General features: G+C 39.2%; 18 protein-coding genes. 10 read left to right on the top strand and 8 right to left on the bottom strand.

Going from position 1 to position 21,453, the window contains the following annotated elements:
• Positions 1 to 86: 86 nt before the first annotated feature.
• Entirely contained in the window at positions 87 to 815 is a 729-nt protein-coding gene (locus LQZ75_RS06275) for an aspartate/glutamate racemase family protein (RefSeq protein ID WP_230096983.1), read from the top strand.
• A gap of 132 nt (positions 816 to 947) precedes the next feature.
• Here LQZ75_RS06275 and gyrA read toward each other — a convergent pair whose 3' ends face one another.
• From gyrA to dnaA, 6 genes are all read right to left on the bottom strand, one after another.
• Entirely contained in the window at positions 948 to 3,476 is a 2,529-nt protein-coding gene (gene gyrA, locus LQZ75_RS06280) for a DNA gyrase subunit A (RefSeq protein WP_230097055.1), read from the bottom strand.
• Positions 3,477 to 3,596: 120 nt separating this feature from the next.
• On the bottom strand, positions 3,597 to 5,519 hold the full coding sequence (gyrB, locus tag LQZ75_RS06285) for a DNA topoisomerase (ATP-hydrolyzing) subunit B (protein WP_230097056.1): 1,923 nt from the start codon (positions 5,517 to 5,519) through the stop codon (positions 3,597 to 3,599).
• A 61-nt stretch (positions 5,520 to 5,580) separates the two neighbouring features.
• A complete protein-coding gene (gene recF / locus LQZ75_RS06290; protein WP_230096984.1) occupies positions 5,581 to 6,705 on the bottom strand; it encodes a DNA replication/repair protein RecF in 1,125 nt (374 codons plus the stop codon).
• Positions 6,706 to 6,713: 8 nt separating this feature from the next.
• Positions 6,714 to 6,932: a S4 domain-containing protein YaaA gene (yaaA, locus tag LQZ75_RS06295; RefSeq protein WP_230096985.1), complete on the bottom strand. Its 219-nt coding sequence runs from the start codon at positions 6,930 to 6,932 to the stop codon at positions 6,714 to 6,716.
• Between the two features lie 415 nt (positions 6,933 to 7,347).
• Positions 7,348 to 8,478, bottom strand: coding sequence for a DNA polymerase III subunit beta (gene dnaN / locus LQZ75_RS06300; RefSeq protein WP_230096986.1), 1,131 nt, complete (start codon positions 8,476 to 8,478; stop codon positions 7,348 to 7,350).
• Between the two features lie 184 nt (positions 8,479 to 8,662).
• On the bottom strand, positions 8,663 to 10,015 hold the full coding sequence (gene dnaA / locus LQZ75_RS06305) for a chromosomal replication initiator protein DnaA (protein ID WP_230096987.1): 1,353 nt from the start codon (positions 10,013 to 10,015) through the stop codon (positions 8,663 to 8,665).
• Between the two features lie 513 nt (positions 10,016 to 10,528).
• On the opposite strand from dnaA, the gene rpmH reads away from it, so the two are divergent.
• The 8 genes from rpmH to LQZ75_RS06345 all read left to right on the top strand — a co-directional run bounded on the left by rpmH (position 10,529) and on the right by LQZ75_RS06345 (position 18,671).
• The gene (rpmH, locus tag LQZ75_RS06310) at positions 10,529 to 10,663 is read left to right on the top strand and encodes a 50S ribosomal protein L34 (protein WP_002828338.1); all 135 of its coding nucleotides are present in this window, start codon (positions 10,529 to 10,531) and stop codon (positions 10,661 to 10,663) included.
• A gap of 60 nt (positions 10,664 to 10,723) precedes the next feature.
• Positions 10,724 to 11,074 (top strand): ribonuclease P protein component, encoded by a 351-nt coding sequence (gene rnpA / locus LQZ75_RS06315; protein ID WP_230096988.1) that lies wholly within the window; start codon positions 10,724 to 10,726, stop codon positions 11,072 to 11,074.
• Between the two features lie 35 nt (positions 11,075 to 11,109).
• The gene (locus LQZ75_RS06320; RefSeq protein ID WP_230096989.1) at positions 11,110 to 11,955 is read left to right on the top strand and encodes a membrane protein insertase YidC; all 846 of its coding nucleotides are present in this window, start codon (positions 11,110 to 11,112) and stop codon (positions 11,953 to 11,955) included.
• Between the two features lie 285 nt (positions 11,956 to 12,240).
• A complete protein-coding gene (gene ndk, locus LQZ75_RS06325) occupies positions 12,241 to 12,675 on the top strand; it encodes a nucleoside-diphosphate kinase (protein ID WP_230096990.1) in 435 nt (144 codons plus the stop codon).
• Positions 12,676 to 12,911: 236 nt separating this feature from the next.
• Complete coding sequence (jag, locus tag LQZ75_RS06330) at positions 12,912 to 13,694, top strand: RNA-binding cell elongation regulator Jag/EloR (RefSeq protein ID WP_230096991.1); 783 nt, start codon at positions 12,912 to 12,914, stop codon at positions 13,692 to 13,694.
• A 261-nt stretch (positions 13,695 to 13,955) separates the two neighbouring features.
• Positions 13,956 to 15,362 carry a tRNA uridine-5-carboxymethylaminomethyl(34) synthesis GTPase MnmE gene (mnmE, locus tag LQZ75_RS06335; protein WP_230096992.1) on the top strand — a complete coding sequence of 469 codons (1,407 nt, stop codon included), beginning with the start codon at positions 13,956 to 13,958 and terminating at the stop codon, positions 15,360 to 15,362.
• Positions 15,363 to 15,391: 29 nt separating this feature from the next.
• Positions 15,392 to 17,308 (top strand): tRNA uridine-5-carboxymethylaminomethyl(34) synthesis enzyme MnmG, encoded by a 1,917-nt coding sequence (gene mnmG / locus LQZ75_RS06340; RefSeq protein ID WP_230096993.1) that lies wholly within the window; start codon positions 15,392 to 15,394, stop codon positions 17,306 to 17,308.
• 148 nt (positions 17,309 to 17,456) lie between these two features.
• Positions 17,457 to 18,671, top strand: a complete 1,215-nt coding sequence (locus LQZ75_RS06345; protein ID WP_230096994.1) for an NAD(P)/FAD-dependent oxidoreductase — start codon at positions 17,457 to 17,459, stop codon at positions 18,669 to 18,671.
• Between the two features lie 592 nt (positions 18,672 to 19,263).
• Here LQZ75_RS06345 and LQZ75_RS06350 read toward each other — a convergent pair.
• Entirely contained in the window at positions 19,264 to 20,004 is a 741-nt protein-coding gene (locus LQZ75_RS06350) for an OmpA/MotB family protein (RefSeq protein WP_230096995.1), read from the bottom strand.
• A 13-nt stretch (positions 20,005 to 20,017) separates the two neighbouring features.
• Positions 20,018 to 20,776, bottom strand: a complete 759-nt coding sequence (locus LQZ75_RS06355; protein ID WP_230096996.1) for a MotA/TolQ/ExbB proton channel family protein — start codon at positions 20,774 to 20,776, stop codon at positions 20,018 to 20,020.
• A 288-nt stretch (positions 20,777 to 21,064) separates the two neighbouring features.
• Here LQZ75_RS06355 and flgB point away from each other — a divergent pair, with 288 nt between their 5' ends.
• Complete coding sequence (flgB, locus tag LQZ75_RS06360; protein WP_230096997.1) at positions 21,065 to 21,433, top strand: flagellar basal body rod protein FlgB; 369 nt, start codon at positions 21,065 to 21,067, stop codon at positions 21,431 to 21,433.
• Positions 21,434 to 21,453 lie beyond the last annotated feature (20 nt).

Here is a 21,453-nt window from a genome sequence, read left to right on the forward strand (position 1 = left end):
TTCAAATTGTAATATAATTATTTTAATTGATTTCTCATTTAATTAACGTTAAGATGGCACTAGTAAATATTTCGGAGGTTGGTATCATGAAAAACTTTTTTGGGATTATCGGTGGAATGGGCACAAAAGCCACTGAGACATTCATTACTGCGATCAATGACTTAACACCTGCCCATTCAGATCAAGAATACCTAAATTATTTGGTTATCAATGATGCCCAAGTTCCTGATCGTACGGCCTACATTTTAGGAACATCAGCTGCTGATCCGCTCCCATATCTTTTAGATGACATTGAGAAACTTAACGCTTGTGGAGCTGATTTTGCCGTCGTTACTTGTAATACGGCCCATTACTTCTTACCACAACTAAACCAAGCTGCTAACTTCCCTATTCTCAATATGCCTGAGTTAGCCGTTGCACAATGTTTCAAACCAACAATCAAACATCCCCGAATTGGTTTATTAGCAACTAAAGGCACGATTGATGCCCACATTTATCAACATTATATTGAAGCCCTTGGTGGTGAAGTTGTCGTACTTGAACCAGCGTGGCAAAAAATGACCATGCAACTAATTTATGAAGATATTAAAGACAATGACTATGTCGATCAACCTAAATACCATACGTTAATTAATCGTTTATTACTTGATGCGCGCTGTGATTATGTCATTCTTGGTTGTACTGAATTATCTGTCGCACAGGCTCGCGAACCATATCCTTCAGAATTCGTCATTGATGCTCAAGCTATTTTGGCCCAAACGGCTGTGACAATGGCACTTAACACAAGAAATAGTACGCAACCATTACATAATTAACCACAAAAAATCCTCCTTGAAGAAAATGTCTTCAAGGAGGATTTTGTCGTATTGCTATCAGGCTTCTAGAACCTATTTTGGCAGTAAAATACTACTAAAATTTAGTTATATCTCACCCGTTTTAATTAATGATTATTTTTCTTCATCTTGCTTGGCTTCAGTAATCACTTCATCTGCAAGAGATTGAACCTTGGTTACATCTGCTTCAGTACTTTCACTAATTACGACTTCTTCAGCATCAAGTTCAAGCACGATTGCTTCGGATGTATCAGCTTCAGCTTCTTTATCAACTTTAGCTAAAGTAGCCACTTTAGCACCATCTTCAAGACGAATCAAACGAACTCCCAACGTTGCCCGACCAGTTTCAGAAACATTTTCTGCTCCGAAACGAATCATTACACCGCGATCAGTAGTCAACATAATGTCTTCGCTACCATTAACAATCGCCATGCCTGCAAGTGGCCCATTCTTTTCAGTGATATTTGCGGTTTTAATCCCTTTACCACCACGGCCCTTAATTGGGTATTCACTGATTGGGGTTTGCTTACCATAACCATTTTCAGTAATAACTAAGACTTTGTGATCAGGAAGTAAGATATCCGCCCCAATTACATAATCACCTTCACGTAAGCGAATTCCACGAACTCCGGCTGCAGAACGGCCCATTTGACGTACATCTGCTTCCGCAAATGAAACTGCATATCCAGCATGCGTTGCAATCATCATATTAGCCGAACCATCAGTGATGTTAACACTAATTAATTGGTCGTCATCATGCAAGCTAACGGCCCGTAAACCACTCGTCCGAATGTTACTAAAATCAGCCACCGCTGTTCGTTTAACAACCCCGTTTAACGTTGTAAAGAATAAGAAGTCTTTACTTGTTTTGGCATCGCCACGTACATTAATTACGGCTTGGATTTTTTCACCACCTTCAACTCCGAGTAAGTTAATTACTGGAATTCCCTTGGCATTGCGACCGTATTCAGGGATTTCATACCCCTTCAAACGGTAAACTTTCCCAAGGTTCGTGAAGAATAAGAGCGTGTCGTGGGTTGATGCAGAAATTAAGTGTTCAACGAAATCATCATCGTGCACCCCAGTTCCTTGCACGCCACGGCCACCACGGTGTTGTGACTTGAATTCTGAAGTTGCTAAGCGCTTAGCGTAACCATTATGTGTCAACGTAATAATCACATCTTCTTCTTCAATCAAATCTTCATCTTCAATTGAGGTAACATCCCCCACTTGAAGTTCCGTCCGGCGTTCATCTCCAAATTTATCTTGGATTTCAAGTAATTCTTGGTAAATAATTTCATTGATTCGGGCTGGTTTAGCCAAGATATCTTGTAAATCAGCAATCAATTCCATCAAATTATTGTATTCATTTTCAATCTTATCGCGTTCCAAACCAGTCAAACGAACCAAACGCATATCTAAAATTGCTTGCGCTTGCTTGTCTGATAATTTGTAATTGTCCATTAATTGCTTTTTAGCAACTTCGGCCGTTTCTGAAGAACGGATAATTTTAATAATCGCATCAATATGGTCTAAGGCAATTCGTAAACCTTCTAAAATGTGCGCACGTGCTTGGGCCTTTTTCAAGTCAAATTCCGTCCGACGACGAATAACTTCTTGTTGGTGTTCCAAGTAGGCAACTAACATTTCTTTTAGGCCAAGCACTTTTGGTTGCTTGTCTTTGATAGCCAACATGTTAAAGCTAAAGGTTGTTTGTAATAACGTGTTTTTGTACAAGTTATTTAAGACGACACTCGCTGACGTATCACGACGCACATCAACAACCATCCGGTAACCGTCACGGTCAGATTCATCGTTAACCCCAGTAATTCCTTCAACCCGTTTATCACGCGCTAATTCGGCAATCCGTTCAACTAACTTCGCCTTGTTAACCATGTATGGGAATTCAGTTACGATAATGCGTTCACGACCATTCTTTTCGACTTCAATATCGACTTTGGCCCGAACCGTTACCGTGCCTTTACCAGTTTCGTAAGCTTTACGAATACCGGCTTTCCCCATCACAATTCCCCCGGTTGGGAAATCGGGACCAGGAATGGCTTCCATCAAGTCAGCCGTAGTTGCTTCTGGATTATTCATCAAGATGTGCAATCCGCCAATAACTTCATGTAAGTTGTGTGGTGGAATATTGGTTGCCATCCCTACGGCAATCCCAGATGCCCCATTAACTAGTAAGTTGGGGAAACGGGCTGGTAAGACTAATGGTTCACGCTCAGTACCATCATAGTTAGCGCCAAAATCAACCGTATTTTTGTTGATATCACGCAACATTTCCATGGCAATTTTTGACATTTTTGCTTCGGTATACCGCATGGCGGCAGGACTGTCACCATCGATTGATCCAAAGTTACCGTGCCCATCAACTAATAAGTAACGGTAACTCCAGTCTTGGGCCATCCGGACCATTGATTCATAAATTGCGGAGTCCCCATGGGGGTGATATTTCCCCATGACGTCACCAACGATACGAGCTGATTTCTTGTATGGTTTATCAGGGGTCACCCCAAGTTCATTCATTCCGTACAAAATCCGGCGGTGTACCGGCTTCATCCCGTCACGAACATCTGGTAACGCCCGTGCGACAATAACTGACATCGCATAGCTTAAAAATGATTCGCGCATCGTGCTGCCAAGATTAACATCGGTGATGCGTCCATCTTGTTTTGAAAAACTTTCTTCAGTCAAAATATGTTCCTTTCCGTACTATGACAACGTTAATTATCACTACGTACCAAATCGTATTTAGAAATCCAAGTCCTTAACAAAGACGGCATTGTTTTCAATAAATTCTCGACGAGGTTCAACTTTGTCCCCCATCAACATTTCAAATACTTGGTCAGCTTCAATTGCATCAGCTGGGTCAACCCGTAGTAACCGACGACGTTCTGGATCCATGGTTGTTTCCCACAATTGTTCGGCATCCATTTCCCCAAGCCCTTTATACCGTTGAATGGCTGGCTTAGGTGATACTGGTAATTGACCAAGTAATTCTTCTAATTCTTCATCAGAATCAACATACTTTTCAAACTTACCTTGGCGCACTTGGTACAAAGGTGGTTGCGCAATGTAAATGTACCCAGCTTCAACGAGCGGACGCATGTAACGATAGAACAACGTCAACAAGAGCGTCCGAATGTGGGCGCCATCAACATCGGCATCGGTCATAATAATTAATTTGTGGTAGTGGGCTTTTGAAATATCAAAATCACCACCAAAACCAGTTCCCATGGCTGTAAAAAGAGAGCGAATTTCTTCGTTTGCTAAAACCTTATCAATCGAAGCTTTTTCAACGTTCAAAATCTTACCCCGAATAGGCAAGATTGCTTGTGTCAACCGTGAACGACCTTGCTTAGCAGAACCCCCGGCTGAATCCCCTTCGACAATAAATAATTCTGAAATAGCGGGATCTTTTGAAGAGTTATCCGCTAATTTACCTGGTAAGTTAGAGATTTCCAAACCAGACTTTTTACGCGTCATTTCCCGGGCCCGCTTCGCAGCAACTCGTGCTTTAGAGGCAATTAAACCCTTCTCAACGATTTTGCGGGCCACATCCGGATTTTCCAACATAAAGCGTGAGAAAGTTTCTGAGAACATCCGATCAGTCGCTTGACGCGCATCTGAGTTCCCAAGTTTTGTTTTTGTTTGACCTTCAAATTGGGGGTCAGGGTGTTTAACTGACACAACGGCTGTTAAACCTTCCCGCACATCTTCCCCACTCAAAGCATCTTCATTTTCTTTAATTAATTTATTTTGGCGCGCATAATCATTAATCACGCGTGTCAAAGCAGTTTTAAATCCAGTTTCGTGCGTTCCACCTTCATACGTGTGAATGTTGTTAGTAAATGACAACAAGTTTGAGTGGTAATCATCCGTATATTGCAACGCAACTTCAACCATGATGCCCTTTTCCAAACCTTCAACGTAGACGGGTTCTTCAAATAAAACATCTTTCTTTTCGTCCAAGTATTTAACATACTCTTTGATCCCACCTTCGTAGTGGAATGATTGTGTTACGGGTTCTGCTTCACGTTTATCTGTGATTGAAATCCGTAAGCCTTTGTTCAAGAAGGCCAATTCACGTACCCGTGTTGTCAAAATTTTGGCATCAAAAACTTGCGTTTCTTGGAAGATATCTGGATCTGGCAAGAAGTGGACAATGGTCCCACGTTCAAAATCTGGTGTTTCGTCCAAAATATGCATGTCTTTGATTACGTGACCACGTTCAAACTTCATGGCATAGACTTTACCTTCGCGGACAACTTTCGCATCTAAACTCGTTGATAAGGCATTAACTACAGATGCCCCCACCCCGTGGAGCCCTCCAGAAACCTTATATCCGCCACCACCGAATTTACCCCCGGCGTGCAAGACTGTAAAAACGGTTTCTAAGGCAGGTTTTCCAGTCTTAGCTTGGATATCAACGGGAATTCCCCGACCGTTATCGGTCACAGTGATTGAGTTGTCAGCTTCAATTGTCACAGTAATGTGATCAGCAAACCCTGCGAGGGCTTCATCAATCCCATTATCGACAATTTCCCATACTAAGTGGTGAAGACCTTGTGACGTAGTTGTCCCAATATACATTCCGGGACGCTTACGAACTGCTTCCAGACCTTCAAGCACTTGAATTTGACTTGCATCATATTCAGCAGCATTGGTTTGCATTTGTGTTGCTTTGTCAGCATCGACCTCGGCATTTTCAGCTGCTAAATCTTGGATATTCTCTTCAGCCATCATTTTCCTCCGTTAATCGTCCTGCTTTAATTGCAAAGACTTTTGGTTCGTTGATTAATTGTTGGGCAATATCACTCAGACTAGGAGTCGTTATGAATGTTTGCACTTTATCTTGAATCGTTTTTAATAAATGTGTTTGCCGATGCGTATCTAATTCTGATAACACATCGTCTAACAATAGCACTGGATATTCACCAGTTTCATCTTTCATCAAGGTGATTTCAGCAAGTTTAACTGCCAAAGCAGTTGTTCGTTGTTGTCCTTGTGAGCCGTATGTTTGAACATTTTTACCATTGACGATGAATTGTAAGTCATCGCGATGCGGCCCCACTAAAGTTGTCCCCTGTTGAACTTCACTGGCTCGCTGCTTCATGTAGCGTTCAGTCAACGCCGTTTTAATCGCTGCTAAATCAGGTAGTTCTGCTAAATTGATTGGTGAAACATATTCAAAAATCAATTGTTCACGCCCATCAGTAATTGATGCTTGCACCGGAGCAGCTGCGGCCTCTAATTTAGCTAAAAGCGTTTTACGGGCAAATAAAATTTCCGCTCCAAATTCAATTAATTGTTCAGTTAAAACATCCAAATAAATTAAATCAGTTGCTTGTTTAGTCATTAATTGCCGCAAATAATTATTCCGTTGGCGCAAGACATTGCGATACTGGCTTGCGTTATATAAATATTTAGGATTAATTTGGCCAAATTCACGGTCAATAAAATTCCGTCGGACGCTTGGCGCTCCTTTGACAAGTTCTAAATCTTCTGGCGCAAATAAAACCACATTCAAATGACCAATATATTGCGATAATTTCGCTTGTTCAAGATGATTTACTTTGGCTTTTTTGCCTTTTTTTGTAAATTGTAATTCGAGTGGTACATCCCCATGTTGACGGTGGACTTTCCCACTAATGCGGGCGTCATCAGCCTGCCAACTAATTAATTCTTTATCGCTACTCGTTCGATGTGAACGTGCCAAAGCTAATACATAAATGGCTTCTAATAAATTGGTTTTCCCTTGGGCGTTAGGGCCTAATAAAACGTTAACCCCAGGGGCAAAAGAGACTGTTAAATCAGGATAATTACGATAATTATGCAGCGTTAAATTCGCTAATTGCATCGGCTGTATTACTTAGCACGAATGACAAATTCGCCAAAGTCTGGAATTGATACTGTATCTGCGGGATACAACTTCCGACCACGCCGTTCATCGTGTTCACCATTAACAAGTACTTCAACTTCGTATAAAAACCATTTAGCTTGGCCACCAGAGCTAATCACGTTTTCAATCTTCAACATTTGTCCAAGTGTTATGTATTCTGTATCAATCAATACTTCTGTTGCCATCTAAACCGTCCTATTTTCTCTTGCAGCCAAGTTTATGACTGGCTACCCCCATGGGCACCCAATAACTCGACTCGACACTATTCTATACTAGCTAATTATACCGTTTTTTAGTGATTAAAACAATTCAATTAGCGTTTTAAAACGATTTGAACAAAAAGCAATGCTCTTAGATAGATTTATTATATTTCGTAAAAATTAGCTCATTTTAGCTTAAAACGCCATTTTGTTATTTTTTACGCTTTTTTGGCCTTTACATAAAACGAAATTAAGCATCCTTAAATTATTTACCCCCTTAACGCCACGCATATTGAGGCGTAATTGAAACTAACTTTGTCCACATGTGGATAAGTTAGTTTGCCTAATTCAAATAAAAAAACCTTGGAAAATATTTTTCCAAGGTTTTTTATGCGCTTATTTAAAATGTTCGCACTGGTGTGATCAATTGAATAAAACTTTCGCCATTTTCGACTGGAATTAACGTAAATGGTCGTAAAGCAGTCGTAAAGCTTACTTCAATATCGATATTTCCAAATGAGCGTAACGCATCTTTCATATAATCGGGATTAAATGAAATTGCCAATTCATTACCTGCTTGCGCCTTAACATTCAAGACTTCTTCAACTTGACCAACATCGGGAGAATTACCAGTAATTTTGGCCCCACTTGGATCAATTTCTAACTTAACCACATTATTACGTGATTCGTGAGAAAGTAATGACGCCCGGTTAATTGCTGAAAGTAATTCAGTAGCATTAAAAGTCACCGTTATGTCACTTTCTTTTGGAATTAAACGTGTTGTATCAGGGTAATTACCTTCAAGTAGTCGTGAGTAAAATAACGTTTTGCCTAAAATAAAGAGTACTTGATTTTCAGCGATACGCATTTCAACAGTTTCGACACTTTCAAGCATTTTAGCTAATTCGTTAAGTGATTTTCCTGGAATAATGACATCAGCCGCTTCGGCCAATGTATCTTCTAAGACCACTTTCCGTTGGGCTAACCGGTGTGAATCAGTGGCAACAGCTAAAAACTCATTGTTATTCAAGCTAAAGTGGACCCCAGTTAAAATCGGGCGACTTTCTTGGTTTGAAACCGCAATTACTGTTTCAGAAATGATTTCACGTAATGTTTCAGCACTTAAAGTTACGGAATTAGTAGCTTCAATTTCTGGCAAATTAGGATATGTATTTGCATCCAAGCCATTAATTGTAAATGATGCTGATCCAGACGTAATTTTAGTTTGAAAACCAGTTGTCATTTCTAAAGTCATTGCTTGTGCTGGTAATTGCTTAACAATGTCAATGAAAAAACGCGCTGGTAAGACAATCGCACCAGGTTGTTCAATATTTAAAGCAGCAGCTTCATCAGCAATACTCAATGTTGTTTCAATCGAAATATCTGAATCGCTACCTGTTAAAGTGATACTGTCTTGATCAACGACTAATTTTAAACCTGTTAAGACAGGAATTGTTGTTCGTGATGCAATGGCACGTGAGACATCGTTAAGTTCTTTGATGAAGGCTGCACGATTGACCGTAAATTTCATTAGTTTGAGCTCCAATCTGAGTGTTTAAGTATATAGATATTATATATAAAAAGTTCGTAGTAGTAATAGGGCCTGTGAATTCTGTGGATAACTATTACGAGAACTTTAAATGCAACGAAAATGGTTGTGAATTAGTGTGTGGATAATAGGTGGAATTTTCGATACTTATCCACAAGTGGAAAACTTATTCGCCGTTGATTTGTTTTTTCAAACTAGCAATATTTTTTTGTAAAGTGCTGTTTTTTTCTAAATTAAGGGAGATTTTTTCAGTTGCATGCATCACAGTGGTGTGATCTTTACCACCAAATTCCCGGCCAATATTGGGTAACGAATTATCTGTTAATTCCCGTGATAAATACATAGCAATCTGACGTGGAATTACGATTTCTTTGTTCCGTTTCTTACCCTTAAGGTCTGTCACGGAAACATTAAAGAATTTTGCGACCGTTTCTTGAATAAAACCAATGGTAATTTCTGATTTTTGTGCAATATCAAGTTCTGCCAAAATTTTGGTAGCATCATCAATCGTAGCTTTAACACCGCTATCAAATTTAGAAATAACAGCGACCCTTTTGAAGACCCCTTCAAGTTCACGCACGTTACTATCAACTTGCTTTGCAATAAATTCAATAACATTACGATCGACTTCGATATTTTCTTTTTCAGACATTTCAAGCAAAATGGCAATTCGTGTTTCAAAATCAGGCTTATTAATGTCAACTGATAATCCCCATTGGAAACGTGAAACTAACCGGTCTTCCAAGTCAGGGATGTCTTTTGGTAAGCGATCAGAGGTCATTACAATCCGACCACTGTGGCCCAAAATATCATTAAATGTGTGGAAAAATTCTTGTTGAGTTGATTCTTTTCCTGACAAGAATTGCACATCATCAACTAATAACAAGTCCGCATTACGATATTCTTCACGTAATTTTTCGGTGGTCCCATTACGCACGGCACTAATGAAATCATTGGTAAATTGTTCAGATGTTACATATAACACCTTTTGATTGGGATCATTTAATAAAGCATTATTGCCCGTAGCTTGCATTAAGTGGGTTTTACCCAGCCCAACACCCCCATACAAAAGTAAGGGGTTGTATTCTAAAGAACCTTCAGAGACTGCTAATGCAGCTCCATAGGCTAATTGGTTAGTTGCCCCAACAACGAACGTATCAAAAATATATTTTGGATCCAAGTTGTTACCGTGTTTTAACACTGCTTGGCGTTGTAAGTCAGGATTATCATTTTTTTCAATTTCTTCAATCAAGTCAACAACTGGTTCCACGACGCGGACTTCAATATTTGCAAGTAACATTTGATTAGTTTCAAATGCAAAGGTGGTAAATTCTTTGGAATACGTTTTTAACCATCGATCACGCGATAATTCATTTGGAACTTCAATCACAGCCGTATGTTTGCTGGCATCAAATTGTGCTAGACGTGCTGGCTGGATGAAATTGTCATATGATGGACGCTCCAGTTTGTTTCTGAAGCGGTCAGCAATTGCCGACCATAATGCGTTCCGTTCAACCATATTATTGTGGTTCCTCTTCTCAATCATAAATTTAACTTAATCTAGAATAGCATAAATAAAAAAATTTTCCAGTGTTATCCACAGGTGTGGACAAAAAAAGAAAAAAATCCACACAACTGTGTGTTACTTTTCCACAAGGATGTGGAAAAATCAGTGGAAAACTAGACTTTTTTCAGTTATCCACCGTTTTTTGTGGCTTATAAAAGCACTACCATCAAGAGATAAGAGAGTTATCCACGTTATCCACAAGACAGTGTTAATAACTATGCACACCCTGGGGATTTTGGGATAACCTGTTTAAAAATCTTGTAAAACTAACCTTTAAAAAAACGTAATTCACAGGCCTGTTGACAACAGACTGTTAGATTGGGGATAATCTATGAAGGTAAAAAAAATATATTCCGTTTTTTTTAGTTCACAAGTACCTACTTTTGTGCTATGATATTACGGAAATGCAAAGGGATGTTACAATTTCGATGTAAATATATAGAAAAGAATGGAGGTGTCTTCTCAATGAAACGCACATACCAACCAAAGAAACGTCACCGTGAACGTGTCCACGGCTTCCGTAAGCGCATGAGCACTTCAAACGGACGTAAAGTATTAGCACGTCGTCGCCAAAAAGGCCGCAAGGTGTTATCTGCATAAGAAGGTCACTGGTCACAGTGACTTTTTTTTATCGCTAATTCCAGGATTGAGAGGGAAAAAATGCGGAAGTCATATCGCGTAAAAAAAGAAGCGGAATTTCAAAAAGTATTTGATCGCAAACATTCAGTTGCTAATCGCATGTTTATCGTATACAAGATGGAACAGCTGACCGCTAAACACTTTCGAGTGGGAATTTCAGTGGGGAAAAAGGTCGGCAAAGCTCACGACCGTGTATATGTAAAGCGGCGTATTCGGCAAACTTTATTGGAATACAAAGCACAGATTGATCCGCATGCCGATTTTTTAGTGATTGCCCGCCCATCTGCAAATGGCCGTCCAATGGCTGAAATTCGGGAAAATTTGGTCCATGCCTTACAATTAGCAACGCTTTTGCCAGCTTCAAATAAGTAATTATTCGTAAATCTCAAGTATGTAGGAGAGAATTTATGCACACAGCAAAGAAACGGTCACAAAAAAAGCTTAGCTTACTTGTGGCTATGGTGGCAGGGTTAACAGTCTTTTTAGCTGCCTGTAGTAATAAACCAATCACAGAACACTCAACGGGTATCTGGGATGGTGGTATTATCTTGAACTTCTCACGCGCTTTAATTGGCTTATCTCACTGGTTGGGAAACAATTATGCGTTTGGGATTATCGCTTTCACGATAATTATTCGGATTATTATTTTGCCATTGATGATTTACCAATCAAAATCAATGTTAAAAATGCAAGATTTACAGCCACAAATTAAAGCCTTGCAAGCAAAATATCCAGGTCGGGATAATGACTCACGCTTAGCGATGCAACGTGAATCACAAGAATTATATAAAGCAGCAGGGGTTAATCCATTTGCAAGCTTGTTACCATTGTTAGTACAAATGCCAATCTTGATTGCCTTGTACCAAGCGATTTTCCGGACACAAGAGTTACGGACTGGACATTTCTTGTGGTTACAACTTGGACATCAAGATCCCTACTTGGTATTACCAATTTTAGCGGCTATTTTTACGTTTGGTAGTTCATGGTTGGCGATGGCTTCAACACCAGAGCAAACCGGAGTTACTAAATCAATGACCTTTATGATGCCAGTAATTATTTTTATTACGGCGTTATCATTGCCATCAGCCTTATCACTTTACTGGGTGGCTTCGAATGCCTTCCAAATGGTCCAAACTTGGTTTATCCAAAATCCATTTAAGATTAATGCAGCGCGCGCTGAAAAGAAAGCGGCTGAAAAAGCACGCCAACGTAAACTTGAAAAAGCCCGTCGGAATGCGCTTAAAAAGAAGTAATTAATATTAAAGTGCCAAGATTATAAATCTTGGCACTTTTTTTGTATAATAACGTAATAGAGAACTTTGTCGGGAAATAATCACAATGAATTTGAAAAAATAGTGAAAAGAAGCACAATGTCCTTGAAACCAGGCTTGTCAGGCTTTTTTAGAAAATTAATAAATCAAATAAAAAATTGTGAAAATAACAACAAAGTTAAATAAACGTGTTATCATGACTACAAGTAATCCAAAATAAACCAGTCACGACTTACGTTAAAACCTAAGAAAGCGATGGATGTAAGCATGCATGAAGAACGGACATTAATTTTAGTAAAACCAGATGGGGTTAGCCAAGGACATATTGGTGAAGTAATTACACGTTTAGAACGTAAAGGGTATCGAATTGAAGCACTTAAAGTAACTAATGCCACGCGGGCCCAATTAGATCAGCACTATGAAGATAAAGTTGATAAACCTTTTTATCCTGAAATGGTTAAATATATGCAAGAAGGTCCAATTGTCGCAATCATTGCCGCTGGAATCAGTGTCGTTAGTGTATTTCGGCGGATGGCTGGGAAAACGAATGTGTCTGAAGCTGATTTTGGAACAATTCGTGGTGATTTTGGCCGTGAATGGGGCGATGGTATTATTCGAAATGTTGTTCACAGTTCAGATAGTGTTGAACATGCTGAACGTGAAATTGCGATTTGGTTTGAATTAAAGAATGTTTGCTTTTAAATATTGAAAAAGCTCGTGCGACTGAAAAGTGTAATTTTGGTCGCATTTTTATGTTGCAAGGAGTCATTTAGTAAAAAGTGTAAGACAAATCAGGTAAAATTTAGCTAAAGAAGATAGCGATGTTAATAGTTAGTGCAGGATTAAAGAATTATTTGTAATATTTGTAAATTTAACACGTACAAATGAGTTTAGATTGGGTATAATTAAGTATTAGAATATAGTAAGCGGGAAATAAAATGGCACGATTTAAAGGTAAAACAATAGAAGAAGCAACTAAGCGAGGATTAGAGATTCTCGGTGTAAACCGTGATGCGGTTGAAATATATGTAATTAATGCCGGCCAGGCCAAGTTTTTTGGGTTATACCACGTGGCGGCCGAAGTTGAAATTATTATTAAAGAACAAGGACAAGTCAACCAGGCTGTGATGGCTTCAGCAGTCGGAACACCTAGTAGTAAGCCACTTGATGATATAACAAGTACCACTCAAATTGATGCGGATGCCCAAGCATTATTAGAACGACAAGCCAAGAACCGTCAACGTTGGGAAAAGGCCACTGATGAAGTTATTGATTATTTAGTAACTATCTTAAGTGCGTTAGGCATTGAAGGTGAACTTGATGCAACATGGGGACAAAATACCTTAAATATCCAATTTGAAACAGCAACAGAGGGTTTATTAATTGGTAAATATGGGCGGACTTTAAATGCAATGCAAACATTGGCGACCGCTTATTTAAGTGAAGCTGGTATTAACCATCCCCAAGTAATGTTAAATGTGGGAAATTATCGCGAAGAACGGACTGAAAAGTTGGAACGCTTAGCATATCGTTTAGCTGATAAAGTCGTTAGTCTTGGCCAAAGTGAAACGCTTGAACCAATGCCTGCTTTTGAACGGAAAGTAATTCATAGCGTTTTGGCTGATGATTCAGATATTTTAACGACCTCAATTGGTAAAGAACCATTCCGGTGCGTTAAGATTGAATTAAGTCAAGCCGCCGCCAAGCGCCTAGATGCGTAAATTACATTAAAAGTAATTTGATTGGTTGACATGTGTAAGTTGACTGCTTAGAATGTATCTGTTATCGGTTAAATAGGGGCCTTTTTTGAGTGTATCCTAATGACCGACATAGATTGTTAAATATATAAGTAATAAAATGTGCGCTATCAAGCAGCTAGTTTGTATCGTACTTTATATCACCGAAGTAGTGAAAGTGCTTCGCCACCCAATAAATCAATGGGGTGGTGTAGGCACTTTTTTAGTACCCAGAAAGGAATTATCATGGCTAACGCAGGAGATGCATTAACAGAATTTGACACAATTGCCGCAATTAGTACGCCACCTGGTGAGGGGGCAATTTCAATTATTCGTTTAAGTGGAGAAGAGGCCGTTACGATTGCTAATCGTGTCTTTAAAGGTAAGAATTTAACGAAAGTTGCTAGTCACACGATTAACTATGGCCACATTGTTGACCCCGATCACGACAATCAAGAAGTTGATGAAGTGATGGTGTCAGTAATGCTAGCACCTAAAACTTTTACGCGTGAAGATGTTATTGAAATTAATGCCCACGGTGGGATTGTCGCCACTAACAAAATTTTGCAACTATTACTTGCCAATGGTGCACGGATAGCCGAACCTGGTGAATTTACTAAACGGGCCTTCCTAAGTGGGCGGATTGATTTATCGCAAGCCGAAGCTGTGATGGATTTAATTCGAGCAAAAACGGATCGTTCAATGCAAGTTGCCTTGAATCAACTTGATGGAAATTTATCAAATTTGATTCGCAAAATTCGCAAGGATATCGTGGATACTTTGGCAGTCGTGGAAGTTAATATCGACTATCCGGAATATGATGCGGTTGAAGAAATGACGACCAAATTGTTGTTAGAACAAGCCGAAAATGTGAAGGCCTACGTGGAACAATTATTACGGACAGCTAAACAAGGTAAAGTTCTCCGTGAAGGCCTTGCGACGGCGATTATTGGGCGACCTAATGTTGGTAAAAGTTCAATTTTGAACCACTTATTACATGAAGATAAAGCGATTGTCACTGATATTGCGGGGACTACGCGGGATGTGATTGAAGAGTATGTCAATGTCCGCGGGGTACCATTGAAATTAATTGATACCGCTGGAATTCGCGATACCGAAGACGTGGTTGAAAAAATTGGGGTTGAACGTTCACGGGCCGCAATTACTAAGGCTGATTTGGTCATGTTAGTGTTAAATACTAACCAACCATTAACGGCCGAAGATCGCCAATTAATTGAAATTACCAACGATAAAAAACGGATTGTTATTTTAAATAAAACTGACCTTGAACAAAACATTGATCAAGCGGAATTGGCTAGTTTAATTGCCGCTGATGAAATGATTGCTGTATCGGTTTTACGGAATGATAACATGGACAAATTAGAAGAAAAAATTGCCCACTTGTTCTTTGATGAAGGGATTGAAAATAACCAAACTACTGTGATGGTTACTAATGCCCGCCATATTGGTTTATTAGCACAAGCGGCTAAATCATTGCAAGCCGTCATTGATGGGATTGAAATGGGGATGCCAGTTGATATTGTGCAAATCGACATGACCAATGCCTGGGACAAACTTGGTGAAATTACTGGAGATTCTGTCCAAGACGACTTATTAACCGAATTGTTTAGTCAATTCTGTTTAGGAAAATAACTTAGATTATAAAAATAGGAGAAATAAAAATGGCTGTAATTCCATACGAAGCTGGCGCATATGACGTAATCGTTGTTGGTGCTGGGCATGCTGGTTCTGAAGCTGCTTTAGCGGCTGCCCGCATGGGAAACAAAACTTTATTGATGACCATCTCACTTGAAATGGTTGCCTTCATGCCATGTAACCCGGCCGTTGGTGGTCCAGCCAAAGGGATTGTGGTACGTGAAATTGATGCCCTTGGTGGTGAAATGGGTCGCAACACGGATAAAACATATGTCCAAATGCGGATGCTTAACACCGGTAAAGGTCCAGCGGTGCGTGCTTTGCGGGCCCAATCTGATAAAGATGAATACCACATCAGCATGAAGCACACGATTGAAACAACGCCTAACTTAACGCTACGCCAAGGAATTGTGGAAGAAGTGATTGTTGAAGATGGGGTCGCCACTGGGGTACGGATCAACACTGGGGCAGTTTACAAGGCGAAATCAGTCGTGTTAACCGCTGGAACTTCATCACGTGGGAAGATTATTATTGGGGAATTGATGTACACATCAGGCCCTAATAATTCACAACCATCAATTAAGTTATCAGAAAACTTATTAGATCTTGGTTTTGAATTGAAGCGTTTCAAAACGGGTACCCCACCACGGGTTAACGGTAAAACAATTGATTTTTCTGTTACTGAAGAACAACCTGGGGATGTTCAAGCCAACCACTTTAGTTACACATCAAAGGATGAAGACTACTTGGCCTTGGAACAACAATTATCTTGCTGGTTGACGTATACTAATCAACATACCCATGCAATTATCAACGAAAACTTGCACCGGGCACCGATGTTTACCGGTGTGATTGAAGGGGTTGGTCCGCGTTACTGCCCATCAATTGAAGATAAAATTGTCCGGTTTGCTGATAAGTTACAACACCAATTGTTCCTTGAACCAGAAGGTCGGACAACTGATGAATGGTATGTCCAAGGATTCTCAACTTCAATGCCTGAAGAAGTGCAATTGAAGATGCTTCATTCAGTACCTGGATTGGAAAATGCTGAATTGATGCGCCCTGGTTACGCCATTGAATATGACGTGGTTGCGCCACACCAATTACGGCACACTTTAGAAACTAAAATTATCAAAAACCTTTACACGGCAGGGCAAATGAACGGAACTTCTGGGTATGAAGAAGCCGCTGGTCAAGGAATTATTGCCGGAATTAATGCTGGTTTACGTGCGCTTGGTCGGCCTGATTATGAAATGAAGCGTTCTGAAGGTTACATTGGAGTGATGATTGATGATTTAGTTACTAAGGGAACTAATGAACCATACCGGCTCCTAACTTCACGTGCCGAATACCGTTTATTATTACGCCATGATAATGCTGACTTGCGTTTAACTAAGGTTGGTCACGAATTAGGTTTAATTGATGATGAACGTTACGCTGCTTTTGAAGCTAAAGTAGCGGCTATCGAAGCTGAAAAAGCCCGTTTACAAAGTATACGTATCAATCCTAATGGACCATTGGATGCCTACTTAGTAAGTTGTGGTTCAAATCCAATGAAGGATTCAATTTTGGCATCTGAATTGTTACGCCGGCCTGAAATTAACTACCAAAAGTTAATGGAATTTGTACCAGCCAGTGAAACACCCCTTGATCGTTATGTAGTTGAAGAAGTTGAAATTCAAATTAAATACGAAGGCTACATTGTTAAGGCCCAAGAAAAAGTTGAAAAACTTCACCGGATGGAAGCTAAGAAAATTCCGGTAAATATCGATTATTCTGCAATCGAGGGCTTAGCAATTGAAGCTAAGCAAAAACTTGGTAAAATAGAACCAGAAACATTAGCGCAAGCATCACGGATTTCTGGTGTTAACCCAGCGGATATCGCTATTTTGAGTGTTTATATTCAAAACGGTCGAATTGCCAAAACCGTTGCTGCAGATTAGTGTTTAAAAATTAATTAATAATTTTTATGAACGTGAAAATGTTGCCAAAAAAGCACAAAATTAGTTATACTATAATAGATATGGCTAAAATATGCATTTTAGCAGTATACATTGGACAGACATCAAAAAAACTTAGGAGAATTTAATCATGGCCAAGACGAAAATCGGTATTTTGGGCGCAGGTTACGCCGGATTGTTAGCATTAAAAGTATTGCAAAGCAAAGCGAAAGATGTAGAAATTACATTGATTGACCGTAACAGCTACCACAACGAAGCAACTGATTACCACGAAGTTGCTGCAGGTAGTGTTAATGCCGATAAAATCACTTACCCAATTTCAGACGTAGTAAAACCAGGTATTACTAACTTTATTCAAGCAACTGTAACTAAGATCGACAAAGCAGCTAAGACAGTTGAAATCGAAGGCCACGAACCAATGACTTTTGATTACTTAATCGTTGCTTTAGGTTTCCGTTCAGAAACTTTCGGTATCAACGGTGCAACTGAATTCGCATTACCAATGGACGACGTTGAATCATCAGAAGCTGTTTACAAGCACTTTATTGCTAAGTTGGAAGACTACCGTACATCAAAGAACCCTGATAACTTGAAGGTCTTGATTGCCGGTGCTGGATTTACTGGTATGGAATTAATTGGTGCCATGGCTGAAAACAAAGCTAAGTACGCTAAGATTGCTGGTGTTACTCCAGATGATATCGAACTTACTTGTATTGATGCTGCGCCTTCATTGTTACCAATGTTCCCATCAGACTTGGCTGACTACGCTGTTAAGCGCTTAGCTAAGCGTGGTGCTAAGGTATACACTAGCCGCGGAATCAACGAAGTTAAAGACGGTGTTGTAGTTGCCCAAAACATGGAAACTAAAGAAATCATCGAATTCCCAGCCGGTACTATTATCTGGACTACTGGGGTTTCAGGTTCTGACGTTATTGCTAACTCAGGTATCGAAGCTCGTCGTAACCGTGTGATGGTTACTTCACAACTTAAAGATCCTGAAAACGACAAGGTTTACATCATTGGTGACGTTGCTGCTGTTATGGACGCTGAAAGTGGCCGCCCATACCCAACTACTGCTCAAATCGCATTAGTAATGGGTCACGTAGCTGCAATGAACATCATTGCTGACATGAACGGTCAAGAAGGTGAAGACTTCAAGTACGTAAGTCAAGGTACTGTTTGTTCATTAGGTAACACTGATGCCATTGGTGTGCTTGGTAACGGTACTAAGGTTAAGGGTTATGTTGCCTCAGCCTTGAAGAAGATCATCATGAACAAGTCACTTTGGGAAACTGGTGGTGTTAAAGAAATGCTTGCCAAGGGTCGTTTTGACTTGTACCACTAGAAATTATAAGAGTGCAAATCACCTCGGTAGGTGCTGAGTACTAAAGAAAAGAGAGCTGTGACGGAAGTCGGGCGATATCGAAAAATACATTAAATAAGACTCTTGAAGAAAATTCTTCGGGGGTCTTATTTTTGTATTTCGAATATATCGGACTTCCTGAACGCGTTTTAGTGGCAAATTAACACTAGACCAGAGTTAAGTGCTCGGACCGCTTTTAATTTAGACGGAAGTACCTGAGGTGATTTGCACGTTTCGGCTCTTAATATTTGGTAAATTACTTAAATATTATTAATAATAACGTTAAAAATATTTATATAATATAACGAATTATGTAAAACCGAGCCGAATGTAAGCATAATATTTTTAAATGAGATATACTGTATGTTATATATTGTGGGTTTTTGCGTCAAAAAAACATAATTATTAGAATAAAACATTAGTATCATAATTTGTGTTCAAAAAAATAGACCTTGCTGCTATTTTTATTTAGTTTATGATAAATTATACCTAAACAGATAAAAATGGCTGTAACACCCTTTAAATTAACAAATTAAAAAGAGGTCCCGATTATTAAATCGGGACCTCTTTTTGTTTACGAGAATTTACGTTGAATGATAATTTCAATTCGTCGGTTTTTGGCGCGACCTGCTGCATTCTGATTAGATGCGACCGGATTATTTTCCGCAAAGGCTTCGATGGTGACCTTACTTGGATCTAAAACGTGGGCATTGGTTAGGTAATTCATAACACTAATGGCGCGGGCAGAACTTAATTCCCAGTTAGAAGCGTATTGGGGATTATTTTGAATTGGTAAGTTATCCGTATAACCAGCAATAATAAAATTATTATTTTGCAGCATTTTGATATGAGGGGCCAAGAGACTCAATGATTTGGCCATTTCACTAGTAACGGCGGCACTAGCAGTATCAAATAAAATATCGCTATTTAACGTTAAGTGAATCCCATCGCTTTGAATCGTGATCGTTACTTTATCGCGTAATGGTGAATTAGCGATGTCTTTTTTCGTTTCTTCAAAGGTTTTAGTTAACAACTGTTGTTCTTGTTGGCGTTTAAAATTTACTGAATCAATCGGTTTAATGACATTGTTGGGTTGGCCTTGGGCATTATTTTTTTCCTTAGCGATTAACGATGAATTTGGATTACTAGCTAAAATACTACCAAATTCCGATTCGAGTTGCGCTAATTTTGCAGTATCAACTTTTGAGACCGCAAACAAAACAATGAATAAAGCAAGAAGCAACGTTAACATATCCGAATATGGGAGGAGCCAAGCTTCACTAGGTTCTTCTTCATGTTTATCTTTTTTTCGCAAATTATTAACCGTCCTATTCTTCGATATATTCGTCGTCAATCATTGAATATAATTTTTTCTCGATTGTTTTGGCAGGTAAACCAGCTTGAATGGCCAAAATTCCTTCAAGCATAACTTCAAGTTCTTGCAGTTCGGTTTTAGAAGCTTGTTTAAGCCGTTCACCAAAGGGAATAAACAGCACGTATCCAAAGAAGATTCCGTATAGGGTGGCGACAAAGGCCGCTGAAATACTATGACCCAAAGCGTTGATATCATTCAGGTGTCCCAAGGCACCAATCAAACCAATTACGGCTCCCAACACCCCTAAAGTCGGTGAAGTTGTGCCGGCTGTTTTGAACATATTCGCTCCACGAGTGTGCCGTTCTTCGATTGCGTCAATTTCATTTTCAAGAATATCTTTGACTTGATCAGCTGCGACCCCGTCAACAACCATTTGTAAGCCATGAACTAAGAAAGGATTGTTATCTTCAGTCAAAACTGATTCTAAAGCAAGTAAACCATTACGACGAGCTGTGTTTGATAATTCAACAATTTCGGCAATTGTGTCAGGAATGTTTTGTTCCTGTTTTTTAAATAAGACGCGTACAATCCCGGGAAGCCGTTTGACATCCGTACTTGAAAACGTATTGAGTAACGTGGCAATGATTCCGACAAAGATAATCGTTGCCGCCGCGGGATTTAAGAGTACCGCAACATTAGCACCTTTTAGAATCATTCCGACAACTACTGACGCAAAACCAAGAATTATTCCTAAAATTAGTGAAATTTGCATGAATTGAACCTCCAAGAAAACTTTTTTTAAATACTGATAGAGTATCGGTATCAAAATTGTAAAGTTTAACGATTTTTACTAATATCGTAAATTTTTGTATGGAAATAAAATAAAAATTAAGTTATATTTAAAAACATCTGAAAATAGTTATTAACAAAATTGATAAAAAACATGTTTTGCTTACTAAAAACGTTTATTTTCCTGCGTTATTTATCTTTAGTTAATACTATTTATTGTTTCTTAACAATACATTGGGATATATAAAATACACATGGATGAGGACTCGCAATGGAAATCGACAATTTATTGAAGACCGCGCTATCAGTTTCAAATACCCGTGCACAAACAATTTCATCAAATATTGCCAATTTAAATACCCCTGCTTATAAAGCTAAGCGGGTGCAATTTGAAAATTTACTACAACAAGCGACCGGACCGGGGCAAATGGTCACTGATAATCCCCGGCATATTGGAGCGTTAAGTAATATTCAACCGCAAATTACCACGGAAACGGGTACCCAAGTCCGAGCAAATGGGAATAATGTTGATCTTGATACGGAAATGGTCGATCAAGCGCAAAATGGAATTTATTACAATATGCTCGTTAGCCAATTAAATGGACGCTACCAAATGATGAGCTATATCGTGAACCATTAAACGAATTACGAGGATAAAAA

It is taken from the genome of Periweissella fabaria (assembly GCF_918814575.1).
Lineage (GTDB): Bacteria > Bacillota > Bacilli > Lactobacillales > Lactobacillaceae > Periweissella > Periweissella fabaria.

Excerpts from the sequence above, each read along its gene's own strand:
- rpmH (WP_002828338.1), top strand. The coding sequence starts at position 10,529 with ATGAAACGCACATACCAACCAAAGAAACGTCACCGTGAACGTGTCCAC.
- dnaN (WP_230096986.1), bottom strand. The coding sequence starts at position 8,478 with ATGAAATTTACGGTCAATCGTGCAGCCTTCATCAAAGAACTTAACGAT.
- rnpA (WP_230096988.1), top strand. The coding sequence starts at position 10,724 with ATGCGGAAGTCATATCGCGTAAAAAAAGAAGCGGAATTTCAAAAAGTA.
- LQZ75_RS06355 (WP_230096996.1), bottom strand. The coding sequence starts at position 20,776 with ATGCAAATTTCACTAATTTTAGGAATAATTCTTGGTTTTGCGTCAGTA.
- LQZ75_RS06345 (WP_230096994.1), top strand. The coding sequence starts at position 17,457 with ATGGCCAAGACGAAAATCGGTATTTTGGGCGCAGGTTACGCCGGATTG.
- LQZ75_RS06320 (WP_230096989.1), top strand. The coding sequence starts at position 11,110 with ATGCACACAGCAAAGAAACGGTCACAAAAAAAGCTTAGCTTACTTGTG.
- mnmG (WP_230096993.1), top strand. The coding sequence starts at position 15,392 with ATGGCTGTAATTCCATACGAAGCTGGCGCATATGACGTAATCGTTGTT.
- recF (WP_230096984.1), bottom strand. The coding sequence starts at position 6,705 with ATGCAATTAGCGAATTTAACGCTGCATAATTATCGTAATTATCCTGAT.
- mnmE (WP_230096992.1), top strand. The coding sequence starts at position 13,956 with ATGGCTAACGCAGGAGATGCATTAACAGAATTTGACACAATTGCCGCA.
- flgB (WP_230096997.1), top strand. The coding sequence starts at position 21,065 with ATGGAAATCGACAATTTATTGAAGACCGCGCTATCAGTTTCAAATACC.
- ndk (WP_230096990.1), top strand. The coding sequence starts at position 12,241 with ATGCATGAAGAACGGACATTAATTTTAGTAAAACCAGATGGGGTTAGC.
- gyrB (WP_230097056.1), bottom strand. The coding sequence starts at position 5,519 with ATGCAAACCAATGCTGCTGAATATGATGCAAGTCAAATTCAAGTGCTT.
- LQZ75_RS06275 (WP_230096983.1), top strand. The coding sequence starts at position 87 with ATGAAAAACTTTTTTGGGATTATCGGTGGAATGGGCACAAAAGCCACT.
- jag (WP_230096991.1), top strand. The coding sequence starts at position 12,912 with ATGGCACGATTTAAAGGTAAAACAATAGAAGAAGCAACTAAGCGAGGA.
- yaaA (WP_230096985.1), bottom strand. The coding sequence starts at position 6,932 with ATGGCAACAGAAGTATTGATTGATACAGAATACATAACACTTGGACAA.
- gyrA (WP_230097055.1), bottom strand. The coding sequence starts at position 3,476 with ATGCGCGAATCATTTTTAAGCTATGCGATGTCAGTTATTGTCGCACGG.
- dnaA (WP_230096987.1), bottom strand. The coding sequence starts at position 10,015 with ATGGTTGAACGGAACGCATTATGGTCGGCAATTGCTGACCGCTTCAGA.